Below are 16,180 nucleotides of genomic sequence, written 5' to 3'. Positions count from 1 at the left end.
GGTAATAATAACATGGCTAAATTTTAACATCCCCATGTTTTAACGTTTTTTCATCCAGCCGATCTTTCGTTATAATAAGAAGATGGAGCGCGGATATTATCTGATGAAATCCCTCCCGCCTGCACAGAATGCAGGCTCTACAAGACAGGAAAGTTGAGGATATTGGTATGAAGTATTTTGATGTCATCGTCATCGGCGGAGGCCCCTCCGGGCTGATGGCCGCCATCGCGGCCGGTGAACAGGGGGCGGACGTTCTTTTGATTGACAAAGGAAACAAACTCGGCCGCAAGCTGGCCATTTCGGGAGGCGGACGGTGCAATGTGACGAACCGCTTGCCGGTTGATGAGATCATCCGGCATATTCCCGGAAACGGACGCTTTTTGTACAGCGCTTTTTCTGAATTTAACAACGAGGACATCATCAAATTTTTTGAGCGCCTTGGCGTCAAGCTGAAAGAGGAAGATCACGGAAGAATGTTTCCTGTCTCCGACAAGGCGCAGAGCGTAGTGGATGCACTTTTAACAAGGCTTGAACAGCTTCATGTAAGCGTGCGGACAAACGAAAAAGTGAAAACAGTCCTATACAATGAAGAAAAAGCGTGCGGGATCGTGACAGGCAGCGGCGAAGAAATGGGAGCGGGCTCTGTCGTTATCGCTGTCGGCGGGAAAAGCGTCCCGCATACAGGATCGACCGGAGACGGCTATGAATGGGCGGAAAAAGCCGGCCATACGATTACGGAACTGTTCCCGACAGAAGTTCCGGTTACGTCTGACGAGCCTTTTATCAAGCAGAAAACATTGCAGGGCCTATCATTGAGAAACGTCGCTCTCAGCGTATTGAACAAAAAAGGAAAACCGGTCATCACCCACCAAATGGATATGATTTTTACCCATTTTGGACTTTCTGGGCCCGCTGTCCTCAGGTGCAGCCAATTTGTCGTTAAAGAGTTGAAAAAGCAGGAAAAAGTCAGGCTGAAAATCGACTTGTTCCCTGACATTCATGAAGAACAGCTTTTTCAAAACATGCATAAAGAATTAAAGGACGCTCCGAAAAAATCACTCAAAAACATGCTGAAGCCTTGGATGCAGGAAAGGTATCTGCTGTTTCTTCTCGAGCGCAACAAGATTGATCCTTCTGAAACGTTTTCATCCCTTTCCAAAGACCGTTTCAGAGCTTTCGTCAAAGACTGTAAAGAGTTTACCGTCAACGTGAACGGCACTCTTTCGCTTGACAAAGCCTTTGTGACCGGCGGAGGGGTTTCCGTAAAAGAAATCGATCCAAAAAAAATGGCGTCCAAAAAAAAGGAGGGGCTTTATTTCTGCGGGGAAATCCTCGATATTCACGGCTATACGGGCGGGTACAATATCACATCCGCGCTTGTCACAGGCAGACTTGCAGGCATGAATGCAGGCGAATTTTCACTTTGCCGAAGAAAAAAATAAAATTGCTCCAAACCCTTGACAAATGTGGAATGGCAGAGTTTCAGCGCAGTGCTGAGACTTGTGCCTTTTTTGAAAAGTATGTTACGGTTAAAGAGTTTTGTTTCACCTGATTGTGGGGTAATAGGGGAAGCTAGGTCAAACTTCCTGAGAGAGAATGAATTTTATATGTGCAACTCATACTAAACATAATGATGGGAGTAAGGACGAAAAATGATTAGAGGGTGAGGATGATTTTGAAAAATATTTCAAGCGTTTTTTGGATTGTGATTGTTATCACAGCAGCAGCTGTATTATGGGGAATCGTTGCTCCTGATAACCTTCAGGCGTTAACGACTTCGATTCAAGGTTATGTTACGAACACACTCGGATGGTATTATTTATTGGTGGTTTCTCTGTTTGTCGCATTCAGCATCTTTTTGATCTTCAGTCCGATCGGAAAGATCAAATTAGGGAAACCTGAAGAAAAACCTGAATTCTCTCGATTATCTTGGTTTGCCATGCTTTTTAGCGCAGGTATGGGCATTGGTCTCGTATTTTATGGCGCGGCTGAACCGATCAGCCATTTTGCCATTAGCTCTCCATCAGGTGAAACAGAAACAGCCCAGGCCTTCAGAGATTCTCTGAGGTATACATTTTTCCACTGGGGATTGCATGCATGGGCGATCTATGCGATCGTTGCTCTTTGCATCGCGTACTTTAAATTCAGAAAAGACGCGCCTGGCTTGATCAGCGCGACGCTGTTTCCGGTCTTCGGCGACAAAGTCAACGGACCGCTTGGAAAAGGGATTGACTGCATCGCTGTCTTTGCAACCGTCGTCGGTGTAGCAACAAGCCTCGGAATCGGCGCCACGCAGATCAACGGCGGACTCCATTATCTATTCGGAGTGCCGAACAGCTTTCAAGTGCAGCTGGCAATTATTGCAGTCGTTACCGTGCTGTTCTTAATTTCCGCATGGAGCGGTATCGGAAAAGGCATCAAGTACTTGAGCAATACGAACATGGTGCTGGCCGGCATCCTGATGATCTTTATGCTGTTCGTGGGACCGACAGTGTTGATTATGAACTCGTTTACGGACACGATCGGAACGTATATCTCCAACGTGGTGCAAATGAGCTTCCGCCTTGCGCCTAATGATCCGGACAGCCGTGAATGGATCAATTCATGGACGATTTTCTACTGGGCTTGGTGGATCTCCTGGTCGCCGTTTGTCGGTATTTTCATCGCCCGCGTATCAAGGGGGCGCACAATCAGGGAATTTTTGATTGCCGTATTGTTTGCCCCTACTGTGCTGGCGTTTCTATGGTTTTCAATTTTCGGGGTTTCAGCGATGGATCTTCAGCAAAAAGGGACTTTTAACGTTGCAAAACTGTCTACAGACACGATGCTGTTTGGCATGTTTGACCACTATCCGCTGGCGATGATTACATCTATCATTGCCTTGGTGCTCATTGCCGTATTCTTTATCACTTCCGCAGACTCGGCAACATTTGTTCTCGGCATGCAAACGACTTACGGTTCACTGAATCCTGCGAATTCGGTCAAGGTATCATGGGGCATCATCCAGTCAGCAATGGCTGCGGCGCTTCTGTATTCAGGCGGACTATCGGCCCTGCAAAACACCGCCATCCTGGCCGCATTGCCGTTCTCAGTCGTCGTGATTTTCATGCTTGTATCGTTGTATAAATCTCTGTCACAAGAGCGGAAAGAAATTAAACAGGCTGAGAAATTCCAGAAGCCAAGAAGCCCGAGGGTGAAAAAAGCATAAACGAAAACAGCTCTTCCTTTGAAGAGCTGTTTTTTTATGTCCTGTATAAAATTAACGCAGAAAAACAGTAAAGCTGTTCGCCTTGAGGATCGCATGCGGCTGATACGTCATATTTTATATCGACCAGCTGGTCTTCCGACAGCTTTTTTAAGAATTCATTGATCTCATGCTGCAAATCTTTTTCGTGTTCTTCATCAAATACGGCTACCTTCAGCATACGCTCTCTCCTTTCTATAATGAAAGGTATTCGCACACAGCCGAAGTTATGCTTAAAATCCTGATCGAAAGAACCTTGAAGGTCGCCGGCAGGAGGCTCCGAGCGTTTCCTGACATGTGATAAATAAAAAACTTCTTATCTGTACAGATAAGAAGCCGGACCCGCTTATTTTGTTTTCGGCTTTGTGTTTCCGGTCCATTCGAGCATGCCGCCGACCATATTGGTGACATCAAAGCCTTTATCCTGCAAATAGAGGCAGACATTTTCGCTGCGCTTGCCTGATCGGCAGACAAAAATATAAGGCTGCTCCTTTTGGAAGACATCGAGTTTTTCAGGAATATCCCCCATTTTAATGTGAACGGCTTCAGGGATCATTCCTTCAGCCACTTCTTCATCTTCTCTGACGTCAATAATGTTCAGCGTTTCTCCTTTTGCAAGCCTGTCTTTCAGCTCATCAGCCGAAATCTCTTTTATCGTCATCGTTACTGCTCCCTTCAATTGCCTTTAGGTGAGACTATTATAGCAAAAGTCGGGAGGCAATTTCTATTTCAGCAGGTTTTCTCTATCGTCCACTGTCAGGAAACACTGATTTCCCCAATGTCTGGAACGATCCGTCCTGTGCTGCAGAATCGGCTGTGAAGCTTCCCCCTATCAGACAAACAAGCATGACGGTGAAAAAACAAATGGATTTTTTCATATGAGCCCCTCCTTCATTTTATATATTTGATTCTTGGCATGCTGCGATTTTTCCAGGTAAAGCGCGCTTTTTTCATAGTCGCCGGACTTCATGTAGTAATCGGCTATATCTTTTGTCAGTTCGGCAACATGAGGCCATAGCCGTTTATCGCTCATGTATTCAAGCGAAAGTTCAATATCGAGCGGATGGCCCGCGTCATACAGGGCGAAAATCAGCCTGAATTTCGCCGCGTATTCATCCTCTCCTTGTTCCGCCGCTCTGGTAAATCCCTCTTTGCAGAGACGTCTCGCTTCTTCGGGAGAACCGTTTTTGTACATGAGGTGGGACAGCTCAAAAAGGGTGTTAATGCCAAAGACCGATTGCTCATGGACACCGATTGAAAGAGCTTTTCTAAAGTGCTCCTCCGCCAAAAGCGGCATGCTGCATTTGGCGTAGTTCAGACCCATATTATGATAGATCAGCCCGATGATTCGCCGGTTTTGGAGGGAAACGGCCTGATCAAGCGCCCGGCCGTAGTGTTCCTCGGCTTGTTTGATGCGGAACAGTTCAAACTGAACCGACCCGAGAATCATTTCGCACCCGATCGTTTTGTCTATGTATTCTTTATGCTTGCTGAAAAGTGAGAGCGCTTTTTCGGAGTAGTTCAACGATCTGAAATGATCATCTATTTGGTAGTAGGCAGTTGCGATCTTATAGTAAAATTCCGCTTTTTCAATTTCATCGGTCAGTTTATGCAGCTTCATTTCCGCTTTTTTGTAACAGCTGATCGCCTCAAGATAGTTTTTCTCATAAAACTCATACATGCCTGAAAAAAAGAAAAAATAGTACTGAATGATGTCATCCGCGATCTTAACCGTTTCCTTCTGCCTTTTAATCTTCCGGAAGAGCTCGGCTGATTCTGCAAACTGCTCCATCATCAATTTGCAGCGGTAGTCCAAAAGCTGAAAATAGAGCTCCAAATCTCTGTTTTTCTCCATTTTAGAGAGCAGGTTTCGGATCTCGTATCTCAAAGATACAGCCTAGAGCGCTTCATGGCGCTTGATCATGGTGTACCACTGATTCAAGAGCCCGGCCGCTTTTTCGTATGCCGCTTTCGCTTCCACTTCTTCATTCATCCTTTCTTCTTTTTAAAAACATAAAAATTACATTTATTAACTTTATTTTACAGAAAATAATTGTTATTGGCAATTATTTTTATGAATAAGTGCAAGGAGTGGCATCAGCTCCAATATTTGAGCTGGCTTTCGAGGTTTTTGGCTGAAACAAGGCCTTTTTGGAATTGGTTCGGACAGGTGAGGTTGTATTTTTTAATTTTTAGGTTGATGGCATCGATCAGCGCTTCGTGCTGATTCGATTTGATCGCTTTTTCAATCTCTTGTTTAATTTCCTTTTGCAGCTTCAGCCACTCCGGCAGATAACGGGCGTTTTTAAGAGTTGACGAAAGCGCATCCCCTTCGAGCGCCTCTTTACTGAGCGGTCTTCCAAAACCGGGGAGGGACTTGAAGTCGTCTTTCTTTTCGCTTTCCTTTACAGCTTGATCAATCCAGTGAAGATATCGTTTTTCAAATTCTTCACTCATGTGGGCCATCTCCTCTCATCACACCTGAAGCAAAGGTTCAGGTGTGTCTTGTCGTTACGACAGTTCCCCTCTGTTCTACGGCCTCCGCTTTTTTCAATACTTGATATGCCAGCCACATGACCGCATAGCTGAGCAGGCTGACGCTGAAAAAAGGAACAATTCCGGGCAGAAAGGCAAAAGCGATATAAAGCACGGCAGCAACCGCCATCATTGTTAATGTATACTGTAAATACGATATGCCCAGAATCAGCGAAAACTTAAAATACATCCGCTTCTTCCAATCGAAATGGGCGAGCAGCGGGAACATATAAAACAGCATAATTAAAAACAAAAACCCAAAAATCATAATGACGAACCGGAGAACGTGCAATAGGAAATGCTCCGGATAAATAAAAGCAAGGTCAACATAAATGATGATGCCAACTGCCGCCAGAATAAGACCGATGACGTTGGAACGAAAAAACTCGCCGCGGTACGCCTGCCAAAACGTTTTACATATCGGAATATCGGTTTTGCCCATAATCCATTTTCTCATCACGGAAAACAATGCAGTCGTCGCCGGCATAAACCCGAAGACGCCAAGGCCGAGCAGCGTAAAAACAAACCACAGCAGATTGGCGTAAAAAAACTTCAGCACCCATTCACAAAAACTCAGCACCCTTCCCATGGAGACGCTTTGTTCCACGAATTCCCCCCCTTTATGTATATTGCCGGGTATACAGAAGTTCACTGATTCCTATCGGCTTTTTTTCTTTGATGGAGCGCCATATTGCCTCGCCGGCTGCAATTGAATAGGCGCCTGCTTCGGCACCGGCCAGAATGTCGTAATTCCTCAACGGGTCTCCTCCGCCAAACAGCTCTTCCAAAAGCAGCGGATCTCCTCCGCCATGCCCGCCGGGCTGCCTGACGACGCGAATCGTTTCTTTCGATTCAAACAGCGGATAATAATCGATGGTCTGTTCGGGAACTTCAAATGGAACCCTTGCCGGCGCATGATATTCCTGCGTTTCAAGCCTTCCCTTTGTCCCGTTGATTGCAAGCCGGTAGCCTTCATACGGGGCTGAAAAATGGACGGAGTAATTCAGCAGCGCCCCTTTGTCGTATTTCAAAACGGCTGCATACGTGTCCTCGATATCGATTTCTTCATCGAAAATACACGCGTCAGGCCTGTAATCGGTATAGAGCAGATGCTGGCTTTCGTTGGTCTTGACATGATCGTCCTGCGGGTCGCCTGCCTGCCACCTCATATAATAGCGGCAATTCTTCTTGACATGGCATGTTCCGCAATAGCGTTTTTCCCCTTTTTCAGGATTCATTTCGCCGCCGGGTCCGTAGTAGTACAGGCCTCCATAGGCAAAAACCTCGCGAGGCGTTTGAGCAAGCCACCAATTGACAAGGTCGAAATGATGGGTTGACTTATGGACGGAAAGCCCGCCGGAGTATGCTCTCATCCTGTTCCAGCGTTTAAAATAGCTTGCGCCGTGATACGTATCGATGTACCAGTTCAAGTCAACCGACGTAATCGTGCCGAGCTTTCCTTCAAGTATCAGCTCTTTGATCTTGCGGTGGTACGGATTGCAGCGGTAATTAAACGTAACGGTCACTTTTCCTTTGCTCGCGGCTTCGGCTTTTAATACGGCTGCCGCATCCCGTGCCGTTGTCACCATCGGCTTTTCAGTGACCACATCGATATTCGCCTGTAAAGCGCCCAATATATAGCGGACATGCGTATCATCACGGCCTGCTACAATAATGGCGTCCGGCTTGATTTTATCAAGCATTTCGGTAAACGCTTTCTCCTTGAAAAACGGGACAGGACGAAGCGCCGGAAACCTGTCTTTGCAGACTTCTTCCCTTAGCGGATCGCTGTCCAGGAGCGCGGTGATGCGGTGTTCTTCCCCGTATTTTCCCACTAGAGGCTCGATAAACATGTTAAAAGCGCGGCCGCTCAGACCGCATATCGCATATGTTTTCATCGGTTCCTCCCCCTTTCATTTTCAGCGAAGCGCTTCGATGAGTTCCGTCGCTTCAGGGGTTTTCTTCGCATAGACCGGTATGAAAGCTGCCATGTCTGTATTCAGCTGAAACGTATAGCCGTTCAAACGTTTTTCTCCTTTTTCAATTACAGCCGCATACAGCTGTACGTCCCCGTTTTTGCCCGGAGCGCTGTACGGCTCTTTTTCTTCCGAAGCAACATTCAATGGCTGAAGTCCTTCAGGATCGTAAAAAGGTTTAAACATGTCTTCTGGAACGATAAACAGATCTCCTTCTTTCGCCGCAATTTCAACTAGAAGTTTTTCCGGTGCAGCCGGGAAAACGGTGATGTTGAGCTGTTCTTTCCCGGCTGCGCGCTGGACGTTTTCCTTTATTTCAGCCGGTGCAGCCGAAAAGATCAATACGTCTGTTCCCCGGCCCCCATCCTGTCCGCATGAGGAAAAAAGAAGCACTGCTGCAAATAGAAGGACGGAGAAAGCGAAGTTCTTCACTTCGCTGCCTCGCGGGAAAAGCGGCCGGTCTTTTCAAGTTCTACAAGAGCCATGATCAATGCGCCGACACCGTGAAGATCGTTGGTGCTTTTTTCCCGCCCGACATAATAATCGTATGTCCCTGCAGAAGTTCCGACGCAAATATCTTTTAAAAGCAAGCCTTCTTTTGCGCTCAGCTCGATTTTCTCTTCGACGAGTCCTTTGAAAGCCTTTGCGGCTCTATCAATATATGATGAATCGATATAGCCCATGCGAGCTCCTTTCGTCATCGCGTACATATATAAACACGAGCAGGAGCTTTCAAGCCAATTGTCCGGAAGTCCGCCTTTATCGACAACCTGGTGCCATAACCCTGTGCGTTCATCTTGAAAATTGGCAATGCTTTTGACCATCTCTTGAAGCACCCGGGTCCACTCCTGTCTCGTGTCATGCCCCTGCGGGAGCAGTTCGATCATATCGCTCAGTGCAAGCGCGTACCAGCCGATTGACCTTCCCCAAAATTCGGGAGAACAGCCTGAAATGGGGTCGGCCCAGGGCATTTCCCTCTTTTCATCCCACGCATGATGATACAATCCCGTCCGGCAGTCTTTCGTATGTTTTCTCATCAGTTTTTCTTCGAGGATGACCACATCGTACATTTCAGGCTCACTGAACGCTCTTGCATACTTAAGTGCGAAAGGCCCTCCCATGTACAACCCGTCAAGCCACATTTGGTAAGGATATTTATCTTTATGCCAAAACCCGCCTTCTTCTGTTTGATTCAGCGTATCAAAAAGGCCCTTCAGCTTTTTGGCGGCTTTACGGTAGCGTTCATCGCCCGTTTCATCATACAAAGGATAAAGGATAAGTCCGGCTTGTATGGCGTCCAGTTCATCCCTCCTGAAATAAAAATTCCCGCAGCCGTCAATGAGCTCATTGGCGTATTCTTTTACATAGTTGAAATATGCTTCTTTCCCCGTTTCTTCCCAGAGGCGAATCAAGCCGCACAGAAATACACCCTGATGGTAGTGCCAGCGTCCGGCCGGCGGCAGCTCCTTTGGTGTATACGCTTTCATTATTGTTTTGGCCGCTTCTTTGGCAATGTAAAGAGGCGTTTTTGTGATGAGAGATTGATTCATGTCATTCAATTCCTTTCATCAAAAAATATTAATATATTCCTTCTTCTCCAAACTTCTTCGCCATCCTGTTTGCAAATATGACAAGAATGAGACCGACAGCTGCTTTAAATAAACCGACGGCTGTACTGTAGCTGAACTGCCCCTGCTTTAATCCGGCCGTGTATACATACGTATCAAAGATCTCGGCCACTTCGCGGTTCGTTGCATTTAAAAGCAGATACACATGCTCAAAGCCGAGTTCGAGCGTATCGCCGATTTTCAAAATAAGTAAAACAACGATGACGCTTCTGATCGCAGGTAGTGTGACATGCCACATCCTCCTCAGGCGATTGGCCCCGTCCATTTTCGCCGCTTCGTAAAGCTGCGGATCGACAGCGGTAATCGCCGCCAAATAAATGATCGTCGACCAGCCGGCTTCCCTCCAGATGACCTGGAGAATGTACATCGGCCTGAACCAGCTTTCATTCAGCAAAAAGTTGATCTTTTCTCCGCCGAAGTAGGCGATGATCTCATTAATCAATCCTCCGTCAACCGTCAACAGAACGAATGAAAGCGATACCACAATGACCCATGACATAAAATGCGGAATATAGATCAGCGTCTGGACAAACTTTTTGAACAATGCGACTCTGACTTCATTCAATAAAAGCGCCAAAATAATCGGTATCGGAAAGAATACAACAAGGTTGAGGAAAAACAAAATCAATGTATTCTTCAGAAGCATAAAAAACGTCGGTTCGGTGAACAGCCTTTCAAAATGCTTAAAACCCACCCATTCGCTCCCCGTTATGCCGAGAAACGGCTGGTAATCCTGAAACGCTATGACAATCCCCCACATCGGCACATACTTAAAAAGCAAAAAATAAATCAGTCCCGGCAGAATCATCAAATATAAATATTTTTGCTGGAGAAGCTTTTCCCAAAAACGCGTCTTTCGTTTTTTTTCAACAATATGGGCCGGATTTTTTCCGGTCTGGACATCGGCTGCTTTCATAAACGGCCTCCCTTCGTGATGTTTGCTTTCACTTTATCCCACCATGAAAAAATAAATCTACAATCATATCATCACATCGGCCCCACCTCGCCCGGCAGCCGGCAAAACCTAATAAAATGAAACGATGGTTAGAAAATGATTATTGACAAATTCACACAAAAGTCGGATTAATTATATATGAACAACTCAAACGAAGATTTGTTGGGGGGGAATTTATGAAGAGAAAACAATATAAGTTTTACTATAAGCTGGTGACCTTCTTTCTCGTTCTGAGCACCATTCCGGTCATCATCGTCGGCTTTTTTTCCTATCAGAGATCAGCGGAAACCATTGAACAAAACGTTACAAACGAAAAGCTCCAAACCGTTGGCCAGACACAGCTAAATATCGAGCATATTTTAAAAACGGTTGACCATTCCTTCACCAATTACGTCCGTTCCTATCCTTTAATTCAGACACTCAGCCGCACCATTACACCAGAACGCTTTCAGCTGTATAACCAAATCAACAAGGAATTAAACGAACTGCAGACATTCGATACCGATCTGTCGGATATCACGCTGATCAGCCAAGAAAAAAAGTGGTATATCAACAATTCCGGTTTATATCCTTTAGATCAGGGAAAACAAGCCATCACGATCTCGCTTTACAACGCCTTAAAAAGCCGCTCCAGCTGGGTGCTTGAAAAAAACAACGACCTTGTCGCCACAAAAGAAGGGGCTTCGGGCAACTGCCTGTACAACGTCAATCTGGTCAAACAGCTTCCGCTGAACAGCATGGAAAACAGAGGCCTTGCGATCGCAAGTATTCCTTCTTGTTCGCTTGTCAAGCGCATGCCGCATCATTCAAAAACAAACAGCATGATGGTGCTTGATGACAACGGACGGATCATCCTTCACTCAGACCCGTCAATGATTGGGCAATCGATCAAACAAGACGATTATTTCAAAACGATCCGCCGGCATCAGGAAAAAAACGGCCAGTTTGATACAACAGTCAACGACACCGCCTATAACATTACATACCAGAAATCAGATTACAATAATTGGATATACATTTCGTTAACGACCATTCCGGAACTCTATCAGCAGACGGCATCAATCGGCTGGTTTACGTTTACGATCTGCGTCATTTTGTTAGCGCTTTCATACCTATTTTCCTGGTTTGGTTCTCGTCATTTTTACAGGCCAATCAAGGTTTTGTACGAATCCGTCTCAGGCTTTTCTGCGGGGGCCGCTTCCGGCCAGGAGAAACCGAAAAACGAATTTGAACTGATTGAACGGAATATTAAAGAGATGAAAAATAAAAACCATGATCTGAAGGTGCGCGTCGAACAGCAGGTCACCCAGCTGAAGCAGTATTTTTTAACAAGGCTTTTGCTCGGCAAGCTGAGCGAAGAAGAAATCAAAGACCGCTTTACAGGGCTCGGCTTCCCTGAAGATTGGAGCCACCTGTCCGTTTTTGCCTTGCAAATTGATACATTGAAAGACACATCATATGATAAAAAGGATCTTGATGTCCTGCTGTTTGCGATCAACAGCCTTGTCGAACGATCTGTGCCCAAGAATAAGCGCCTCCCGCCGGTTGTCATTGATAAAACGCAGACCATCATCATGCTGAACCGCGGACAGCCGCTGGACAGGTTTCAGGAGGACTTGGAGCATACAGCATCATCCATCAGGGATAAAATTCATGAGGAGCTTGGATTGTTCGTCAGCATCGGCATCAGCCAGCCGTTTACAAGCCTTGCAATGTCGAAGCGCGCTTATTTGGAAGGGCTTGAAGCGCTGACATACCGTCTGAAATCAGGAAAACACGCGGTGATTTTCTATGAGCATCTTGACCGTAACAAAGCGTTTTTAACCCAGTTTCCAAAGCAGATCCAAAATGAACTGTTTGAAGCTATTAAAACGTGCAACCGTAAACAAGCGGCCGAACAGCTTCACCTTCTCCTTGAATCGATTTGTTCTGAAAACATGAATCCGCATCACTGCCAGGTAGCGATTGCAAGGCTCTTGAACAACTTGATTGAATTTATGCATTTGCTTGGAATCGAAATTTTTGAACCGAACGAAAATACGATGCTGTACGACGACGTCTTTGAGCTGACGACCATCGAGGAGATCGAAAGTTGGCTGAACGCGCAGATCATCGTCAAAATGATCGATACCCTCAGCATCAGAGAAGAATCACAATACAAAAACATCTCAGAAAAAATCGTCCATATTATCCAGCAGGAATTCGACACGGACTTGACGCTCGAATCGATCGCAGGAAGGCTTCATTACAACCCCAACTATTTAAGCAGCATCTTCAGGAAAGAAATGAAAATATCGTTCAGCGAATACTTGTCATCCTACAGGCATCATGTCGCGAAAAACTGGCTGACAGAAACGACGCTGTCCGTAAAAGAAATTTCTGAAAAACTGAAATACAAAAATCCGCAGAATTTCATCCGCTCATTTAAAAAGCTGGAAGGAATCACGCCCGGCAAATACCGCGAGCTGAAAACTCATTCGGCATAAAAAGACAATCCCGGCTTCCCGGGATTGCCTTCTATTTTTCTGCTTTTTTAAATGACTCTTCATATTCTTCTATTACTTGATCTCCGCCGTTCGTCCGCCATTTTTCAACCGCTTTCTCGAACTGGCTTTCATCCGTTTTGCCGAGGATGAATTGATATGTGGCATCATCAATGATCTTTTGCAGTTCATCGCCTCTTTCAGATGCGGCCGGTGAGTACAAACTTTCGGCCGGATTTGAGACGATGATCTCATTATTGTCCTCTGTCAGCTCTTCATATTTTGTGCGGAGCGGATCTCCCGTATTTTTCAAATATTGTTTATCAATGCCGACGAGAGAGACGAGCGGCTGAATTTCCGCCTGCCAGTCTTTCAGTTTTTCATCAATTCGTTTGAATTGTTTTTCCCCTTCTTTTTTATAGTGAACCCCTTCGATCCCGTAAGTCATCAGGCTGTAAACATCCTCTTCGGCGATCCGGTCGAAAAAGGCCAGAATCCTCTTCAGCTCTTTTTCTGTTTTGACGCTTGTTTTCGGAAAGGCAAAGATTCCGTTATGCCCGCCTGATGCCCAGACGCGTTCCTCTCCGTCCGGTCCTTTGATCCGATTGATGATCTCAAGCTCCATTTTATCATCGACAGACTGGTCTCTTAAATTGACGGCATCGACCATATTTCCGACATAAATGCCGGCTTTCCCTTGTGAAAACATCTCCTGCTGCTGCGTTTTGCTCGTAACCGGGAAGTCTTTGTTGATCAGCCCTTCATCATACAGTTTTTTCATATATTTCATCGTATCCATGTACTCTTTTGTCATGAAGTCAGGCGTGAACTTGCCGTCTTTTTCCTCCCAGTCAGTCGGCATGCCCATATAGGACCCCAATGTTTTAAAGGCGCCGTAGATCAAATCGTTTCTGTCGGTAAAGCCGATCGTATCGTTCTTTCCGTTTTGGTCAGGATCTTTTTCTGTAAATGCCTTCGCTGTTTCGTAAAGTTCATCAACCGTCTTTGGTATATCGAGCCCAAGGTTGTCAAGCCAGTCTTTACGGATGACAACCCCCTGTCTTGATAACGGGCGCTCCCTGTAGATGCCGTAAAGCTTTCCGTCGATTGAAGCGTTTTTATTGATCAGCTTGTTCATCTTGCTTAAATTCGGATAATCCTTTAAATAAGGACCAACCTCCCAAAACATCCCCGATCTGAACGCATTCATGACAGATGAATTTTTAATGTCCTGAATGGTGACGACTTTCGGCAGGTTTCCGGCGGCGAGCGCTGAGTTTAAGCGGTCTTCTTTTACTGCATCAGGCACCCACATTAAATCAAGCTTTGTATTGGTGAGCTCCTCGATTTTTTTAATCGCTGTATCCTTCGGCGGCTGCTGATGATAAAGGATTACCATCCAGCTCAAGTCCAAAGGCGAGTTCAGATCGACTTTCTCATCCTTTGTAGAAGCCTGATCTGCTCCGCTTTTCGAACAGCCAAACAGTCCGCCGGCCAAAAGCGCGAACGCAAAAATCGCTATCAGCCATTTTTTCCCCATATTGTCCCCTCCGTTTTTATCCTTTAATTGACCCTAAAAGAGCGCCTTTTGCAAAGTGCTTTTGAATAAACGGATACACGAGCAGCACCGGTATGGTTGCAACGACAATGACCGCCATTTTGATCGTTTGTTCCGGCGGCGCCGCGGCTGCCCCCATCTCCGTCATATCCCCTTGCATACCGCTTGATACGATGACAATCTGGCGAAGCAAAACTTGTATCGGCCATTTTGTCGCATCGCTCAAGTACAGAATCGCTTGCATGTACGTATTCCAATAGGTGACGGCGTAAAACAGCGAAATTGTCGCAATCGCCGGCAAAGACAACGGAAGAATGATGCGGAAGAAAATTCCGATGTCATTGCAGCCGTCGATTTTGGCGGATTCCTCGAGGCTTGACGGTATGTTTTGAAAAAAGTTCTTTAAAATGATCAAGTTAAACGCATTGATGGCCGTCGGAAGAATCAGAGACCAATAGGTATCGAGCAAGCCGAGCGATTTTACAACGAGAAAGGTTGGGATCATCCCTCCGCTGAACAGCATCGTGAACACGACCAAGAACATGAGGACGCGCCTTCCCATCAGCTCCTTTCTCGACAACCCGTATGCCATTAAAGAGGATAGAAACATGCTGACCGCCGTCCCTGCGGCTGTGACAAGAATAGAAATGATTAAGCTTCTGTACACAATGTCAGTTGAAAAAATATACCTGTACGCATCCAGCGAAAAAGTTGTCGGTATTAAGATAAACTTTTTCGAAATGACCTCCTCAACTGTCGCAAAAGAGGCTGCGATAACATGAATGAACGGCAGCACACAAACCAATCCGAACCCTGTTAAAAATGAATAATTCAATATGTCAAACACGCGGCTTCCAGCAGAATGCCTGATCGTCATTTCCCCCTCCTTGTAAGCGCTGTCAAAATATTACGATATCGTGTCTAAAATGTAGCAAACAGAAAGGAGAGCGTCTATAATCATTTTTTAAGCAGGATCAGAAAAGCGGAGAAAAAGATCATCACCTTAGAAGATGATACGTCAGTCTTCATCAAGGATGTCTGAGGTGCTGACTTTCGGCTTGAACCCCAGTTCCCGAATGGCGGAATCGATCGACCACGGCCGCCCCTTATTGTCGCTGACAGCATAATATGTACCGTATGTTTTGACGGATTCGATTGCGGCTTTAAAGATTTGGACGAGGTCGGGGTGGGATAACAGCGTTTTTTTGCTCCTCGGTTTTGCGCGCAGCGTTTCTTGCTCATTTTCAGCGGCTGTCCCGATCCGCAGATTGATCACGGAAACCTTGGCGTCTGATTGGTGCGAGAAAAGATAGCCGAGATTTTCGGAGGCCAATTTTAGCAAGCCGTACAAGCTTTTGGACTGCGGGTAGTCATCCGTGTTGATCTTCCTCCCCAGCAGAGAATCGCCGTTCTTTTCATACACATCTGTCACATGGTTGCTGCTTGCAAATACCACCTTCGGCACGCCGAGCTCCGCCGCCGCCCGCAAAATCGTATATGTCGCTTTAAAAAAGATATCCGTCATTTTCTCAAACTCCCGCTGGTCAAGCAAATCGCCTGTCGGTTTGACAGCCAAAAGGTTGATCACCGCATCCGTATTCAGAGGAATGCTTTTCACGACTTCATTGTAATCTGCCGCATCCACCCGGACAAACCGGACAGCCGGCTTTTCATCCGGTTCTTTTAAATCCAGCACTGTCACCTCGTATCCTTCGCCTGCCAATCCGCCCGCTAACACGCGGCCGACCGTGCCGTTCCCTCCGATGATCGTCACCTTTTTCACAGTGATTCACCTCCTGTT

The 16,180-nt window shown here is 46.1% G+C and carries 16 protein-coding genes; 3 read left to right on the top strand and 13 right to left on the bottom strand.

Features of this window, described 5'->3' with window-relative positions:
• Positions 1-167: 167 nt before the first annotated feature.
• Positions 168-1,442 (top strand): BaiN/RdsA family NAD(P)/FAD-dependent oxidoreductase, encoded by a 1,275-nt coding sequence (locus M1E06_RS05725; RefSeq protein ID WP_216904386.1) that lies wholly within the window; start codon positions 168-170, stop codon positions 1,440-1,442.
• A 230-nt stretch (positions 1,443-1,672) separates the two neighbouring features.
• Positions 1,673-3,208, top strand: coding sequence for a glycine betaine transporter OpuD (gene opuD, locus M1E06_RS05720; RefSeq protein WP_025810979.1), 1,536 nt, complete (start codon positions 1,673-1,675; stop codon positions 3,206-3,208).
• 34 nt (positions 3,209-3,242) lie between these two features.
• Here opuD and M1E06_RS05715 read toward each other — a convergent pair whose 3' ends face one another.
• The 10 genes from M1E06_RS05715 to M1E06_RS05670 form a co-directional block, all read right to left on the bottom strand.
• Positions 3,243-3,425 (bottom strand): sporulation protein Cse60, encoded by a 183-nt coding sequence (locus M1E06_RS05715; RefSeq protein WP_003184510.1) that lies wholly within the window; start codon positions 3,423-3,425, stop codon positions 3,243-3,245.
• A gap of 165 nt (positions 3,426-3,590) precedes the next feature.
• On the bottom strand, positions 3,591-3,905 hold the full coding sequence (locus tag M1E06_RS05710) for a rhodanese-like domain-containing protein (protein WP_020452637.1): 315 nt from the start codon (positions 3,903-3,905) through the stop codon (positions 3,591-3,593).
• An 82-nt stretch (positions 3,906-3,987) separates the two neighbouring features.
• On the bottom strand, positions 3,988-4,122 hold the full coding sequence (locus M1E06_RS05705) for a hypothetical protein (RefSeq protein WP_023855526.1): 135 nt from the start codon (positions 4,120-4,122) through the stop codon (positions 3,988-3,990).
• Positions 4,119-5,132, bottom strand: coding sequence for a hypothetical protein (locus M1E06_RS05700; RefSeq protein WP_230368249.1), 1,014 nt, complete (start codon positions 5,130-5,132; stop codon positions 4,119-4,121). Before M1E06_RS05700 ends, M1E06_RS05705 begins: the two co-directional genes overlap by 4 nt.
• 209 nt (positions 5,133-5,341) lie before the next feature.
• The gene (locus tag M1E06_RS05695) at positions 5,342-5,701 is read right to left on the bottom strand and encodes a DnaJ family domain-containing protein (RefSeq protein ID WP_025810978.1); all 360 of its coding nucleotides are present in this window, start codon (positions 5,699-5,701) and stop codon (positions 5,342-5,344) included.
• Between the two features lie 37 nt (positions 5,702-5,738).
• Entirely contained in the window at positions 5,739-6,386 is a 648-nt protein-coding gene (locus M1E06_RS05690) for a YesL family protein (RefSeq protein WP_023855529.1), read from the bottom strand.
• A gap of 13 nt (positions 6,387-6,399) precedes the next feature.
• Positions 6,400-7,677 (bottom strand): Gfo/Idh/MocA family oxidoreductase, encoded by a 1,278-nt coding sequence (locus M1E06_RS05685; RefSeq protein ID WP_025810977.1) that lies wholly within the window; start codon positions 7,675-7,677, stop codon positions 6,400-6,402.
• A 21-nt stretch (positions 7,678-7,698) separates the two neighbouring features.
• Positions 7,699-8,187: a hypothetical protein gene (locus tag M1E06_RS05680; RefSeq protein ID WP_033155089.1), complete on the bottom strand. Its 489-nt coding sequence runs from the start codon at positions 8,185-8,187 to the stop codon at positions 7,699-7,701.
• The gene (locus M1E06_RS05675; protein WP_025810976.1) at positions 8,184-9,305 is read right to left on the bottom strand and encodes a glycoside hydrolase family 88/105 protein; all 1,122 of its coding nucleotides are present in this window, start codon (positions 9,303-9,305) and stop codon (positions 8,184-8,186) included. Before M1E06_RS05675 ends, M1E06_RS05680 begins: the two co-directional genes overlap by 4 nt.
• Positions 9,306-9,333: 28 nt before the next feature.
• Positions 9,334-10,299, bottom strand: coding sequence for an ABC transporter permease (locus M1E06_RS05670; RefSeq protein ID WP_020452644.1), 966 nt, complete (start codon positions 10,297-10,299; stop codon positions 9,334-9,336).
• A 215-nt stretch (positions 10,300-10,514) separates the two neighbouring features.
• On the opposite strand from M1E06_RS05670, the gene M1E06_RS05665 reads away from it, so the two are divergent.
• On the top strand, positions 10,515-12,824 hold the full coding sequence (locus M1E06_RS05665; RefSeq protein ID WP_026579047.1) for a helix-turn-helix domain-containing protein: 2,310 nt from the start codon (positions 10,515-10,517) through the stop codon (positions 12,822-12,824).
• A 31-nt stretch (positions 12,825-12,855) separates the two neighbouring features.
• Here M1E06_RS05665 and M1E06_RS05660 read toward each other — a convergent pair whose 3' ends face one another.
• The 3 genes from M1E06_RS05660 to M1E06_RS05650 form a co-directional block, all read right to left on the bottom strand.
• Positions 12,856-14,361, bottom strand: a complete 1,506-nt coding sequence (locus M1E06_RS05660) for an extracellular solute-binding protein (protein ID WP_039072931.1) — start codon at positions 14,359-14,361, stop codon at positions 12,856-12,858.
• 16 nt (positions 14,362-14,377) lie between these two features.
• The gene (locus M1E06_RS05655; protein ID WP_020452647.1) at positions 14,378-15,256 is read right to left on the bottom strand and encodes a carbohydrate ABC transporter permease; all 879 of its coding nucleotides are present in this window, start codon (positions 15,254-15,256) and stop codon (positions 14,378-14,380) included.
• Between the two features lie 141 nt (positions 15,257-15,397).
• On the bottom strand, positions 15,398-16,162 hold the full coding sequence (locus tag M1E06_RS05650) for an NAD-dependent epimerase/dehydratase family protein (RefSeq protein ID WP_105980024.1): 765 nt from the start codon (positions 16,160-16,162) through the stop codon (positions 15,398-15,400).
• Positions 16,163-16,180: the final 18 nt, after the last annotated feature.

This window comes from Bacillus sp. AK124, assembly GCF_053903085.1.
This window is presented reverse-complemented; position numbering and strand designations above follow the sequence as displayed.

What these genes read in the sequence shown, in the direction of transcription:
- M1E06_RS05725 (WP_216904386.1), top strand. Translation starts at nt 168, where the DNA reads ATGAAGTATTTTGATGTCATCGTCATCGGCGGAGGCCCCTCCGGGCTG.
- M1E06_RS05685 (WP_025810977.1), bottom strand. Translation starts at nt 7,677, where the DNA reads ATGAAAACATATGCGATATGCGGTCTGAGCGGCCGCGCTTTTAACATG.
- M1E06_RS05675 (WP_025810976.1), bottom strand. Translation starts at nt 9,305, where the DNA reads ATGAATCAATCTCTCATCACAAAAACGCCTCTTTACATTGCCAAAGAA.
- M1E06_RS05670 (WP_020452644.1), bottom strand. Translation starts at nt 10,299, where the DNA reads ATGAAAGCAGCCGATGTCCAGACCGGAAAAAATCCGGCCCATATTGTT.
- M1E06_RS05660 (WP_039072931.1), bottom strand. Translation starts at nt 14,361, where the DNA reads ATGGGGAAAAAATGGCTGATAGCGATTTTTGCGTTCGCGCTTTTGGCC.
- M1E06_RS05705 (WP_023855526.1), bottom strand. Translation starts at nt 4,122, where the DNA reads ATGAAAAAATCCATTTGTTTTTTCACCGTCATGCTTGTTTGTCTGATA.
- M1E06_RS05655 (WP_020452647.1), bottom strand. Translation starts at nt 15,256, where the DNA reads ATGACGATCAGGCATTCTGCTGGAAGCCGCGTGTTTGACATATTGAAT.
- M1E06_RS05715 (WP_003184510.1), bottom strand. Translation starts at nt 3,425, where the DNA reads ATGCTGAAGGTAGCCGTATTTGATGAAGAACACGAAAAAGATTTGCAG.
- M1E06_RS05665 (WP_026579047.1), top strand. Translation starts at nt 10,515, where the DNA reads ATGAAGAGAAAACAATATAAGTTTTACTATAAGCTGGTGACCTTCTTT.
- M1E06_RS05710 (WP_020452637.1), bottom strand. Translation starts at nt 3,905, where the DNA reads ATGACGATAAAAGAGATTTCGGCTGATGAGCTGAAAGACAGGCTTGCA.
- M1E06_RS05695 (WP_025810978.1), bottom strand. Translation starts at nt 5,701, where the DNA reads ATGAGTGAAGAATTTGAAAAACGATATCTTCACTGGATTGATCAAGCT.